Origin of the sequence: Bacillus sp. FSL W8-0223 (assembly GCF_038006805.1) — a bacterium.
Taxonomy (GTDB): Bacteria; Bacillota; Bacilli; order Bacillales; family DSM-4216; genus Bacillus_O; species Bacillus_O smithii.
On record NZ_JBBOVX010000001.1, the window covers coordinates 2,961,926 to 2,975,629 of the forward strand.

Here is a 13,704-nt window from a genome sequence, read left to right on the forward strand (position 1 = left end):
AACGAAAGTCTCTCTCCATAATGACAACATGAGTAATAAAAAGCATTTTAAAAACAATGTTTCAGCTATTTTTAAACTTATACAAAATCATGATCCGGATGGTGATTGCATCCATTTCTTTTTGATTTCATTTCAAGTTTGTTGCATGTCCGATTTCCCGCTTTTTATGATAGCACATAACGTGAATTTGCTGAACTATGACTAAGTGACTTCTTTTTGAGAAAGAAAAATGATCATGAAATTATGGGATCACGGCCTATAAATCATGCTCTTTTTCCAAAATAAGCCGAAATTTCGAATGTACTTTCATTTGAAATGGATATAAATATTCAAAACAGGGATGACAATCATGGTGAGGATGCCAAATGCTTGAGGTATAAACGCTCTCTAGAGGTGTAAAGCTTTGCCATGACTGTTTCGCCGATTTTCATAGTTTAGAAAAGAGACTGACATGTCCTTTCAAGCGGAATAAAAAGAGATTTCCACCTGTGGGACCTTTGGGCCCACTGATCGTTAGATGAACAAAGAAGACGATTAGGGAGTGCTCCTTCACTTAAGAACAGTTGCTGTCCTGCTTGTCTTGAAGAAGAGAACTGACTGCCCTTCATGGGGAATCGAGTAGGAGGGAGCGATTAACTCCCGTCCTCTCACACCACCGTACGTACGGTTCCGTATACGGCGGTTCAATTAAGATAATTGACGCAAGTCTTTATAACTTCCGTGAATAGCTGTTCTCTTTATGCCAGTGGTCACTCCACCCTCCAAGAGGTCTCCCACGGGATTCACCGCTTCCTCCCTCAAGTGAGGTACTACGTTTTCTGTGTTCATCATGACTCACTGAATACCAAGGGCTATTCTCTCTTAATTGTTCGGTCCTTCTTAGTTGTTCTAGACCAACTAATACTATGACCTCTGCTGACTTCTGACGGTTCAGCTACTTATCACTAAGTAGGTTATGAAGAGTACTTCACATATCCGCCAGACCTCCCCGGGTAAGTACATGCACTTTCACACCATCCATCCGCCTCATTTACTCGATATGACCTTCGACAGAAAGAGCTTTGTTTTGTTATGCAAACTCACTCAATCATACCTAGCCTTATATGAGGTTCGTGTTCCTCGGACCGGTGTTTTGCCTCCAGCTTCCTTCAGATTCCGCGTCACCACGGACACCCTTGCTCTTGGCTAACCTCTACTTCTGTCTTCGGGGTTCGGGACTTACACCCTATAGTTCATGTACATGCCGGGCGCACATAAAAAGTCTTCCCCCGTTATTCTGTCGGGGGAAGACTTTTATAAGAAGCGAACGATATCTTCAACAGGAATTCTTGTTGTTTTGTAAGCAGGCGCAGCCGCTTTTCCTAAGGCAATTAACACCGTTGGAACGAAGCGATCGGAAATGTTAAATCTTTCAACGAATTGTTTTTTATTAAAACCGCCCATCGGAACCGTGTCATAGCCACGAGCCTTCGCAATCAGCATGATTTGCATGGAAACAAGGCCGGCGTCAAATGAAGCTATATTTTTCCGGTCTTCCGCAGACAGAGATGGATAAAGTTTGTTAATGTTTTCGATCATGAGTCTCATTCTCTCTTCATCCATATAACCTGCTTCATAGTTGCTTCGATACACTTTTTCGGCGTTTTTATACATTTCCGTATCGCCTAAAACCGCAATGACGGCTGAGCATGTTTCTACTTGTTCTTGGTTATTGGCGATGGCGCGGAGCTCTTTTTTCGTTTCTTGATCTTGAATAACAAGAAAGCGCCATGGTTGAAGATTACTGGACGAAGGGGCCAAAGTGGCTTCCTTTAAAATTTCTTCAATTTCTTCCTTCGCAATTTTATAATTAGGATCATATTTTCTGACGGAATGGCGTTCTTTTATAACGGTAGATAAATCTGTAGAATGACTTGTCATATTTCTTCCCTCCATGATCAAATTACTTACTTTAAGTAAGCACTGTTAAAAGTTTATCTTTCATAATAGATCACGTCAAGAAGGAGATTTTATGATCATTAAAAAAGGAAAAAGGAGCCAACTAAATAGTCAGCCCCTGGTTATTTCAAATCATAGCGTCTCCGAACAGAAAAGACCTTTCGATGCCATGAAAAATGATCATGGTGAAAGCTTGTTTCCGAAGAAATTATTTTATAACGGTTGCTCGGCTGCGGCTCATTCGTCGTGAAGATTGTTTTTGGGCCTGTTTCTTCGGGTTGCGGTACGTTCCCAACAGCAAATCCATCAGCGGATTCGTTAGGCCAAACCAATATTTTTTGTTAATGGTGTGATGCTGCAAGTGATAGACTTTCAGCCGCTTGCCGATAGGGGTGAAAGGCTCAATGGGACGATGAGCGGAAAAATGCCTCCATTGATGATAAAGCAGCGTTCCCGAAACGCCCGTGACAAAAGCGATGGAAAATGTGATATCCCGCATGATTAATTGAACGGCGAGAACCAGAAGCAAAAGCATTGGAAGAGTCAGCCAAGCAGGCAGCAAAATGCCTTTTAGCTCGCTCGGATGTTGGTGATGATGATCATGCCAGTCTTTTACAGGTTGTAAAAATCTTATTTTTTCCGGCAAAGACCCATGAAAAAGAAAACGATGAATAACATATTCCATAATACCGAAAAATATGATTCCAATTAAAAAAATAAATAAAAGGGGCCAGCGAATATAAAAGACCGATAAACTCAATCCGAGAAATAAGAATAAGCCTAAACCAATCATTTCCGTTGTATTCCAAAATTCACGGACATACTTGAACATATTTGGTCGTCCCCCCTCCTTTATTTTTTTTGTCAAAAACTTGCTTTTTTCTATATATAATATTCAATCAATTGATGAGTGATGTCTATTATAGACTCTTTTCTTCCATCGATTCAGAAACCAAAAAATGAATCGCTCCATTCGGTGTTTCAACGCGGCCACGATTCCGTTTCATTTTCTTAAATCCAGACGTATTTTTTCCGAAGAAAAACATTCATCACTTGTTTGATTTTGAATCAGTTCCCCCAGTATTGTATGATTTTGCTTCTTTTGGAATCGGTTTAAAGCGGAAATACCATAGCCCATTTTTTTGACTTATGTTCACTGGTTGAGTGAAAACAGGGACGGGCAGTGGAATATGCTGCTCATTGGGAATAACTCTTCGCTTTTTTACAAAGTAGATAGGTTCTTTCTTCTTTTTCCATGAGGCGGTTTTTGTTTTTATCAGTAAATTTTGATGGTCCATCCACATTTGAAACTCATGTTGATCCAGACCGGGGAGTTCCAGTTCCAGAACAAGGAAATCGTTCCATTGATAAAGATTATAGTTCATTTTCTCTTCTTTATCTGAATATCCATCTTCTCGACCATGTTTTCTGGAATGAAACACGGATTTCCAAAAAGAATCATCCTGGACCTTATGAGCGAAATTCAGCCGTTTTTTCCATTTTTCCATCTCCGTTCTCATCTCCCCTTAAAAACATAATGCCTTTTAGTCGTTTTCTGCATGATCGGTTTCCGTCTTTCCTCGTCACAAAATCATGAAGAATGCACTACTGATTTTCAAACTATGACCATAAACAGCCGGCTGCCTTTCCCAAATCCTTTTCGCTCGTTGATCTATCTTATTCAAAAAAGTGCCCAATGTTCATGTTCAGTTCATGAAACATATGCTCAAATTGCTTTTCCAACTGTATGGAGGCCTTTCCCTCGTACAAAAAGTTCAGAAGAGCAATGGACGTTATCAAAAACTGTACGCACAAAAATAGCAGGGCCAGGTTAGTCCCCGCTTGTCAGTTTTGAAAATACGTTTTATCTAATAATATTTCATCTGCGTACGGTTTTTTTTATCATCTGTCTTCGTCCTTTTGGATCAGACAGGATAAACCGGGTGCTTCCGCTCGGAAAAAACTAGATACTTGGACATATAGACTTCCAGACGTTGGGATAATTCTTCACGGAGTCGATTCGGCTCCACAATATCGTCCACGACTAACTCAGACGCCAACCGGTATATATCAATATCTTTTCGATATTCTTCACGCTTTGCTTCCACAAATGCCGCTCTTTCTTCCGGTTCCATCGCTTCTATTTTATTGGCGTACACCGCGTTGACAGCGGCTTCCGGCCCCATCACCGCAATTTGGGCAGTCGGCAAAGCTAAACAACAGTCCGGTTCAAAAGCGGGACCCGCCATGGCATACAGGCCGGCTCCGTATGCTTTGCGGACAATCACAGTCATTTTTGGAACCGTTGCTTCGCTCATTGCCGCGATCATTTTGGCGCCATGGCGAATAATCCCTGCTTTTTCTACATTCGTTCCAATCATGAAACCGGGAACGTCCGCCAAGAATAAGAGCGGAATATGGAAGGCGTCGCACAAATGAATGAACTTAGCGGCTTTGTCGGCAGAATCATGAAACAACACTCCGCCTTTTACACGCGGTTGATTAGCAATAATACCAATCGGCTGCCCTTCTAAACGAGCAAGACCCGTAATAAGTTCAGCCGCAAATCTTTTTTTGATTTCACAAAAAGAATCTTCATCCACAATGCGGTCAATAAGCTGATACATATCAAAAGGAGCGTTCTGGTTTTTTGGAATGATGTCTTCGATTGACTGATCAAAAGATTTGGGAGATTTTTTTTCGGCTCGTTTCGGCTTTTGCGTGTAATTGTCCGGGAAGTATGTTAAATATCGGCGGGAAAACTCGATGGCTTCCTCTTCGGTTTTTACGAGCACATCACCGCAGCCCGAAACACTGCAATGCATTTTGGCTCCGCCCATTTGTTCAAGCGTCACTTTTTCGCCGATCACCATTTCCGCCATCCGCGGCGATCCTAAATACATGGAGGCATTTCCATCCACCATCACGACAATATCGCAAAAAGCGGGAATATAAGCGCCGCCAGCAGCCGAAGGGCCAAATAACAGACAGATTTGCGGAATTTTCCCTGAAAGTTTTACTTGATTGTAGAAGATTCTTCCCGCTCCTCTCCTTCCAGGAAACATCTCTATTTGGTCGGTAATTCGGGCTCCTGCGGAATCAACCAAATAAATGAGCGGACAGCGAAGCTTTTCTGCCGTTTCCTGAATTCGAATGATTTTTTCCACTGTTCTTTTTCCCCATGAACCAGCTTTCACAGTGGAATCATTGGCCATTACGCATACAGTGCGTCCATGAATTTTTCCAATCGCCGTCACGACTCCGTCCGCCGGAAGGTCACCGGCAAGACAATTGGCAAATAGCCCGTCCTCCGCTATTATATCTTCGTCGAACAGAAGCTTGAGGCGGTCACGGACAAATAATTTCCCTTTCGCTTTATTTTTCCGATGGTATGTTTCATTCCCACCTTTTAGCACTCCATCTTTTATCTCATGATAGTTGGTAAGAGCTGCTTTTATTTCCGACATTGGGTGCCCCTCCTTTATCTTCCCGTGTATCGGGGTTGTCGTTTTTCCTGAAACGCTTTGAGCCCTTCTATTCGGTCAGAACTATTTAAAAGAGCGTTATAAGCCAATTCTTCTATTTTTAAGCCTGTCATGATGTCCGTTTCCATCCCTTTGTTAACGGCTATTTTGGCTTGCCGCAAAGAAAGCGGAGCGTTTTCCACAAATTCTTTTGCCAGTTCAAAAGCCTTCTCCAGCACTCGTTCCGCTTCTACCGCGTATTCCACCAGTCCAAGTGTTTCGGCTTCTGCCCCTGAAATTTTACGAGCCGCAAAGATTAATTCTTTTGCTCTTCCTTTCCCGATTAATCTTGGAAGACGCTGAGTGCCTCCCGCACCGGGGATAATACCGAGAGAAGTCTCGGTCAATCCCAGTTTGGCATCTTGAGCAGCAATTCGAATATCGCATGCCAGCGCCAATTCCAAACCTCCTCCCATCGCAGCACCATTGATGGCGGCAATCGTCGGCTGAGGAACATTTTCCACTTCGTTGATGATGGAACGTATCTGTTGTACCGCCTGTTTCACTTCTTCTTCATCCATCCCTTTTCTTTCTTTCAAATCAGCGCCAGCACAGAAAAACGGACCGCTTCCCGTAATAATGACCGTTTGAATATCGCTCTGTCCTTTTATTGTTTGCAGCAGCTGTTTTAATTCACTGAGCAGCTGTTTTGACAAAGCATTAGCTGCTTCCGGGCGGTTTAAAATAATGATCGCTATCTTCTCCCTATGTTCCCATCGAACCATTTCACCCATCGCTTTTTCACTCCTTCCTCGTCCGTCTTGCCAACTCCATTTGTTTGCTTGACAACGGCTTTTCCAATTTTTCTTCTATAAAATGCGCCGCTTGAAGCAGACGATTCCGATCAATTCCCGTCTCAATCCCCATCCCTGTAAGCATGTAAAGCAAATCTTCCGTTGCGACATTTCCGGTAGCTCCTTCGGCATACGGACATCCCCCCAGCCCTCCGAGTGAACTGTCAAAAGTGGTTATCCCCATTTGCAAAGAAATGAGAACATTGGCTAACGCAGTCCCACGAGTATCATGAAAATGCATCGCAAACTGATCCGCTTTATAAGATTTCAAAAGTTCTGAAAGCAAAGCTTCTACTTGCGACGGTACGCCCACGCCAATCGTATCGCCGAGAGAAATTTCATCCACACCCATTTCAAGAAGCCGATCTACCACCCTTTTGACTTGAGAAACCGGAATCTCCCCTTCATACGGACAAGCAATCACTGTGGATACGTATCCGCGCACCGTTTTTCCGGCAGATTTGGCTTCTGCCACGACTTCTTCTAAAACCGGAAAAGTTTCAGATATGGATTTGTTTATATTTTTTTGATTATGCGTTTCACTGGCTGACATAAACAGACAGACTTCGCCCACGTCCGCTTTCAACGCTCTTTCCAATCCTCTCAAGTTCGGGACAAGCGCTGCATACTTGACTCCTTCTTTTCTATGGATCTTGGAAAATACCTCTTCGGCATCGGCGAGCTGCGGAATCCATTTCGGGTTGACGAAAGAACTCACTTCAATCGAAACAAGCCCCGCCTCAGACAGCCGATTGATCCATTCCGCTTTGACATCAGAAGAAAGAATTTTATCTTCATTTTGGAGACCATCCCGGGGGCCAACTTCTTTAATGTGTACTTTCTTGGGCCACTTCAAAAACATCCCCTCCCTACTCCATTTCGATCAAATCGTCCCCTTCGTTGACAAAATCCCCCTCTTGAACATGAATGGCTTTTACGATTCCCTCTTCATCTGAAGAAATGGGAATTTCCATTTTCATTGATTCGAGAATGATCACATCTTGACCTGATGTTATTTTCTCCCCTTCTGAAACCAGTATTTTCCATACGCTTCCGGCCATGCTCGCTTGAATGGCACTCATATTTTCATCCCCCTGACATCCTATTTCTCGTATTCCGCCAACAAATTATTGCCTCCTTTTCCATCATTTCTCGTCGTTACCCAATTTTCTATAGCAAACAAGGAAAGGCGGCCTTTATTTTTATAGAAAATTCAGATATTTTTTCGTATACATCTTACTGATGGTCATAATGAAAAACTATGAAGGCAAGGTATGATTCTCCTTTTTCAATCAGCTCCCTTATGATGTTTTCGGCTGCTTGGTGCTTTCTTGCAAATAATGACGATTCACAAACTGCGTTGTCGTGTCTCCGGCTAAAAACCGCTCATGGGACACCGTTTTTAAAAGCATTGGGATATTGGTTTTAATCCCTTCAATTTGATAGTGTTTCAGAGCCTCGATCAACCGATTGCACGCTTCTTGACGGTCTTTTCCCCAGGCAATCAATTTGCCGATCATCGGATCGTAAAATGGAGTGATCACCGTCCCTTTTTCGATGGCCGTTTCATGCCGAATGCCCTCCCCTTCCGGCAATCGCAGAAAAGTGATTTTGCCTGGCGATGGATAAAATGTATTCGGATCTTCCGCATAAATTCTTACTTCAATCGCATGGCCGTCTCTTTTGATATCTTCTTGGGAAAATTCCAACCTTTCTCCGGCTGCTATTTTGATTTGGTGCTCAACAAGATCCAGTCCGGTGATTTCTTCTGTGACAGGATGTTCCACTTGAAGTCTTGTGTTCATTTCCAAAAAGTAAAAATTTTGATTTTTATCGACTAAACATTCCATCGTACCCGCATTGGTATAGCCGATTTTCCGAACCGCTTGCAGCGCCGACGCCAACATTTTTTTCCGAGTAGATTCGCTAATAAATGGAGACGGGGCTTCTTCCACCACTTTTTGATTTCGTCTTTGAATGGAACATTCCCGTTCCCAAAGCGCTACAGCATTTCCAAATGAATCGGCTAACACTTGCACCTCGATATGATGCGAGTCTTCAATATACTTTTCTACATACATCGTCCCGTCCCCAAAAAATGATTCCGCTCGTTTTTTATTGCCGGCAAATGCTTTTCGCAGCTCTTCTTCAGAACGAATCACTTGCATGCCAATCCCTCCACCGCCTGCAGAAGCCTTTAACATAAGGGGATAGCCGATTTCTTTTGCAGCCAATACAGCTTCCTCTTCATTCCGGAGGGGAATATCGATTCCTTCTATAATTGGCATTCCGGCTTGTTTCATTGTTTTTCTCGCTTCAATTTTGCTTCCCATCGCTTTAATGATATCGGAACCGGGACCAATAAAAACAAGTCCTTCATCGTGGCACACCCTCGAAAATTCGCTATTTTCAGATAACAATCCGTATCCCGGATGAATCGCTTCCGCTCCGGACTCCTTGGCGACACGGATGATAGCATCCATATTTAAATAGCTTTGATTGACAGGAGGCTTTCCAATGCAGAACGCTTCATCGGCCTCATGAACATGCAGTGAATCCTTGTCCGCTTCCGAATAGACGGCGACTGTTTCAATCCCCATCTTTTTGCAAGTACGAATGACTCGTCTAGCAATTTCCCCCCGATTGGCGATTAAAATTTTGGAAAACATCTTATCTCCCCTTTATATCCTCTAAATACCTTTCCCGAAGTTTAAATTTTTGAATTTTTCCCGAAGCGGTCATCGGATATTCATCTGTAAAGAAAACGTATTTTGGAACTTTGTGCCGTGATATCTTTCCTTTGCAGAACGCTCGTATTTCCTCGGCATCGGCTGTTTCTCCTTCTTTCAAAATAATCCATGCGCCTACTTCTTCCCCGAATTTCTCATCCGGCACTCCCACTACTTGCACATCTAAAATTTTCGGGTGTTGATAAAGAAATTCCTCGATTTCTCTTGGATAAATATTTTCCCCGCCGCGGATAATCATATCTTTTAGGCGACCGGTAATCCGTACATAGCCATTTTCATCCATTACCGCCAAATCGCCTGTATGGAGCCAGTGATCTTCATCTATTACTTCTTTTGTTGCCTCCGGATTTTTATAATAGCCTTTCATCACATGATAGCCTCTTGTACAGAGTTCCCCTTGTGTGTTCGCCGGCAGCACGCGGTTGCTGCCTGGTTCCACAATTTTTACTTCGACATGAGGCAATGCTTTTCCTACTGTTTCCACCCGCAGCGAAACCGGGTCGTCCGTGCGGCTTTGAGTGATGACAGGCGAAGATTCCGTCTGTCCGTAGCATATGGTAATATCCTTCATCCCCATTTTTTCCATGACTGCCTTCATCACTTCCATCGGGCAATTAGAACCCGCCATCACCCCCGTCCTTAAAGTCGTTAAATTGTATTTTGAGAAGTTCGGGTGATTCAATTCTGAAATAAACATCGTCGGAACGCCATGAAGGGCTGTGCATTTTTCTTTTTCTACCGTTTGCAGGACAGCCTCAGGGTCAAATTCCTGAACCGGAACCATCGTCGCTCCGACACTTACAGAGGCAAGTGTACCGATCACGCAGCCGAAGCAATGGAAAAAAGGAACAGGAATGCATAAACGGTCATCTTTCGTAAGCTTCATGCATTCAGCGATATTGCGGGCGTTGTTGACGAGATTATAATGAGTCAACATAACCCCTTTCGGAAATCCGGTCGTTCCCGAAGTGTATTGCATATTAATGACGTCATCAGGATGAAGAGATCGAGACCGTGCTTTCAGTTCTTGATCACTGATTCTTTTCCCCTTTTCTATCAATTGAGACCAATTGTACATTCCACTATATGGTTTTTCACTTAAAACAATCACATTTTTTAAGAGCGGCAGTCTTTTCGATTGCAGTTCTCCAGGCTGGGAATGGCGAAGCTCAGGGCATATTTCATAAATCGTATCCACATAAGAAATTCCCCTGTATCCTTCTATTAAGATTAAAGTCTTGGCATCGGATTGCCTCAGCAAGTATTCCAGTTCCATGGTTCGATAATTCGTATTAACCGTAACTAAAACGCCGCCCATTTTCCCGGTGGCGAACTGGAGCGCAACCCATTCTGGTGTATTGGTGGTCCAGACAGCCAAATGATCTCCCTTTTCCACCCCTAGCGCCATTAAGCCTTTCGCGACCAAATTGCACTCTTCGTTCAATTCACTGTAGGTCCATCTAAGATTGCGGTCGGCATATACTAATGCCTCGTGATCCGGAAAATCATGCACCTTTTCCTCCAACAACTGCCCAACCGTTTTACGTAGTAATTCGGCCATTTTCTCCTCCTAAAAATGGTTTTAGCAACCAAGTTGACGCGCGATGACGAGCCTTTGGATTTCGGATGTTCCTTCGCCGATTTCCATTAATTTTATATCGCGCAAGTGTCTCTCTACATCATATTCACGCATATACCCATATCCTCCATGAATTTGAATCGCTTGATTGCAAACGCGAAAGCCGGTTTCGGAGGCAAACAATTTGGCGATTGCCGCTTCTTTTGAGAACGGCTTCCCGTGATCCTTCAGCCATGCCGCTTTATAAACTTGGTTGCGAGCGAGTTCAATCTCCATTGCCATATCCGCTAATTTAAATTGAATAGCCTGGAATTTTGAAATGGGTTGACCAAACTGATATCGTTCTTTAGCATAACGAAGAGCTTTTTCAAACGCTGCTTGTGCAATGCCGACAGAAAGAGCCGCAATGGATATTCGACCTCCGTCCAGTGTATAAAGAAATTGGCTGAATCCTTTTTCTGGATCGCCGAGCAAATTCTCTTTCGGCACAAGCACGTTGTCGAGTACAATTTGACAAGTATTAGACGCTCTTACTCCCATTTTTTCATAGTCACAAGAGATTTGAACACCTGGCGTATTCGTAGGCACAATGATGGCTGAAACAATCGGTCGGCCGTTATCCCGCCTCCCTGTGACAGCGGTTACAATAACTTGTCTAGCAAATCCCGCATTCGTAATCCAGCACTTTTCTCCATTAATAACATATTCATTTCCGTCTAAAATCGCTGTGGTTCTCGTGCCCCCAGCATCGGACCCAGCATTAGGTTCTGTCAGACCGAAAGAGCCCAGTGTTTCCCCTTTTGCCATTGGAACGAGCCATTGTTTCTTCTGTTCCTCCGTACCGAAATAATAGATGGGACTAGCACCAAGGCTGATAGCGGCGGCATAACTGAGACCTGTCCCCCCACACGCTTTGCCGATTTCCTCTACAGCAATACAGTAGGAAATCGTATCCCCTCCCGATCCCCCATATTTTTCCGGAAACGGAATACCAAGCAGGCCAAGTTCGCCCATTTTTTTAAACGTTTCATATGGAAATTCCGCTTTTTGATCAAGTTCTCTAGCATAAGGTTTGATTTCCTTTTCAGCAAAATCACTGACCATTTCACGGATCATTTGCTGTTCTTTTGTCAACTCAAAATTCATGAAAATTCCCCCTTTTTAATAACCGACTAGTCGGTCTATATTCGTGTGAACCAACTGATCGAGGTCGCCCTTTTTATTTGCCATTTTAGCACCATTCATTCACCGCTTTACCGGCTGATTTCGAAGCAGATGCTCTTGTGCTGCCGGATCTTTCATGCCTTTTTCCGTTAAAAGGGCATGAAAAATTAAATCAACGTAGATTTTTCCAATGTCTTCAATGGAAAGCGGCCCTTCTTCATGAAACCATTTATACAACCAGTTCACCATTCCGATGACCGCCATGACGGTGATTTCAGCAGGGACTTCTGAACGAAAATCACCGGATTCTTGCCCTTCCCGAACAATTTGCAAAATGATATTTTTATATTGTTTGCGCTTCCGATTGATGTTGATCTCAAATTCTCCTTTAAGATAGGTGCTTTCTTGGTAAAAAACAGTGATGTGGGGTTTATACATTCCAAATACTTTCGTAAACGATTGAATGATGGCACACATTCTGGAAACGGGCGTCGTATATCGATCATATGCTTCTTGCGCTTTTTCAATGACATAAGAAATAAAAATATCATGAATGTGAAAAAGCAATTCATCTTTCGATTTAAAGTTGTGATAAAAACCGCCTTTGGATGTGCCGCATTGTTCTACAATCCGATCAACTGTCACCCCGTGGTAGCCTTCTTTTTCAAAAAGTATCAGCGCTGTATCGATAATCTTTTCTTTCAATGATTTTTTTCCCATAAAACTGATTACCATCCTTTATTTGACATACTACCATACGACGCGCTCTCTGTAAACAGAATAATCAGAATATTCAGTTTTTGTTACAAAAAAAGACCGTTGGCTTCTTTATGAAGCTGTCCGGTCTTTGTCTTTTATGAAAGTCATCTGCAGAACCATTACGATTGATCCCTTGTTTCAGAACCCTTTAAATAGGTCCATCCTTCTTCTTGATAAATTTTTCCCTCTTTCATCAGTCGGCCCATTGCTCGTTTAAAAGCCCCTTTGCTCATATGAAAGCGAGCCTGTATATCTTCAGGTTGGCTTTTATCGCTGTATGGCATCGAGCCGCCACGCGTTTGCAAATAAGCCAATATGGCAGCGGCGTCTTCTTCAATCGCTTCGTGAGTTCTTTTCAGAAGGGAGAGATTGACCGATCCGTCTGGTTTCACATCGATAATTCTGGCGTGGACCGTTTCGCCGAGGCCGGGTTCTTCCATCCTCTGCGATTCGTGAATAAATCCGCGGTACCCTTCCTCTGTCAAAACAAAGGTTCCTGACTTTAACGTACGATATACGACGCCGGTTACATCTTTATTGAAATCCTTCGCCGATGCTTCTACAAATAAATTCTTCATCACTTCTTCCGTTGCCAGTTTGGCATAAAGAAGCCCGTTCCGGTCCGTTTTCAAGGTGCAATAGAGACGTCCTCCTTTTTTCGGCCACACGTTCATGAGCGGTGGAAGGTCTCCTTTCGCGATCAAAATATCTTTATGAATGCCAATAGAAATAAATACGCCCAGTTCACGATGGACATCCGCCACTTCAGCCCAGCCGTAGCGACCGATTTGAATCTCCGGGATGATCATAGTGGCCGCTAATCTTCCTTGTCGATCTTGAAAGATAAATACGTCAACTTGTTCATCAGGACGAAAACCGTCTGTTATGCCGCTTTTATGTAAAAGCACTCTATCTTTCCCATTCGTTAAAAACCAGCCGTATGGCATCTCTTTATCCGGTTTTAACGTTACCACCGTTCCTGCTTGCAGAGCAGCCATTCCATCATTTCCTTTCCTAGAAGATCTTATTTTTCTATTTTTTTCAATGAGCCGAAAAATCCTCGCTATCATGAAGTTTTCCAATAGACCTTGCTTAAGGGTACCAAAAAAAGAACTGGACCGCAAAGGAATTCAGCTGCTCACAAAAAAACCGCCTCTATAAATTCAAATCATTCTTCTGATTTTCACCCGAAAGGT

Annotated in this window: 12 protein-coding genes; all 12 read right to left on the reverse strand. The window is 43.2% G+C overall.

What is annotated here, in order from left to right:
* Window positions 1-1,293: 1,293 nt before the first annotated feature.
* Window positions 1,294-1,920 (reverse strand): nitroreductase family protein, encoded by a 627-nt coding sequence (locus NST81_RS14315; protein WP_048623946.1) that lies wholly within the window; start codon window positions 1,918-1,920, stop codon window positions 1,294-1,296.
* Window positions 1,921-2,146: 226 nt separating this feature from the next.
* Window positions 2,147-2,770, reverse strand: coding sequence for a sterol desaturase family protein (locus NST81_RS14320; protein WP_048623947.1), 624 nt, complete (start codon window positions 2,768-2,770; stop codon window positions 2,147-2,149).
* Between the two features lie 217 nt (window positions 2,771-2,987).
* Window positions 2,988-3,446: a hypothetical protein gene (locus tag NST81_RS14325; protein WP_341030103.1), complete on the reverse strand. Its 459-nt coding sequence runs from the start codon at window positions 3,444-3,446 to the stop codon at window positions 2,988-2,990.
* A 417-nt stretch (window positions 3,447-3,863) separates the two neighbouring features.
* A complete protein-coding gene (locus tag NST81_RS14330; RefSeq protein ID WP_341030104.1) occupies window positions 3,864-5,405 on the reverse strand; it encodes an acyl-CoA carboxylase subunit beta in 1,542 nt (513 codons plus the stop codon).
* 14 nt (window positions 5,406-5,419) lie between these two features.
* Window positions 5,420-6,196, reverse strand: a complete 777-nt coding sequence (locus NST81_RS14335; protein WP_048623950.1) for an enoyl-CoA hydratase — start codon at window positions 6,194-6,196, stop codon at window positions 5,420-5,422.
* Between the two features lie 7 nt (window positions 6,197-6,203).
* Complete coding sequence (locus NST81_RS14340) at window positions 6,204-7,118, reverse strand: hydroxymethylglutaryl-CoA lyase (protein WP_003352519.1); 915 nt, start codon at window positions 7,116-7,118, stop codon at window positions 6,204-6,206.
* Between the two features lie 7 nt (window positions 7,119-7,125).
* Window positions 7,126-7,338, reverse strand: a complete 213-nt coding sequence (locus tag NST81_RS14345; RefSeq protein WP_327805493.1) for an acetyl-CoA carboxylase biotin carboxyl carrier protein subunit — start codon at window positions 7,336-7,338, stop codon at window positions 7,126-7,128.
* Window positions 7,339-7,557: 219 nt separating this feature from the next.
* Window positions 7,558-8,925, reverse strand: coding sequence for an acetyl-CoA carboxylase biotin carboxylase subunit (locus tag NST81_RS14350; protein ID WP_003352521.1), 1,368 nt, complete (start codon window positions 8,923-8,925; stop codon window positions 7,558-7,560).
* Window position 8,926: 1 nt separating this feature from the next.
* Entirely contained in the window at window positions 8,927-10,567 is a 1,641-nt protein-coding gene (locus NST81_RS14355) for an AMP-binding protein (RefSeq protein ID WP_341030105.1), read from the reverse strand.
* A gap of 21 nt (window positions 10,568-10,588) precedes the next feature.
* Window positions 10,589-11,731, reverse strand: coding sequence for an acyl-CoA dehydrogenase (locus NST81_RS14360; protein WP_341030106.1), 1,143 nt, complete (start codon window positions 11,729-11,731; stop codon window positions 10,589-10,591).
* Window positions 11,732-11,830: 99 nt separating this feature from the next.
* Complete coding sequence (locus tag NST81_RS14365) at window positions 11,831-12,469, reverse strand: TetR/AcrR family transcriptional regulator (protein WP_048623955.1); 639 nt, start codon at window positions 12,467-12,469, stop codon at window positions 11,831-11,833.
* A gap of 158 nt (window positions 12,470-12,627) precedes the next feature.
* Window positions 12,628-13,506, reverse strand: a complete 879-nt coding sequence (locus NST81_RS14370) for a CvfB family protein (protein ID WP_341030107.1) — start codon at window positions 13,504-13,506, stop codon at window positions 12,628-12,630.
* Between the last annotated feature and the right edge of the window lie 198 nt (window positions 13,507-13,704).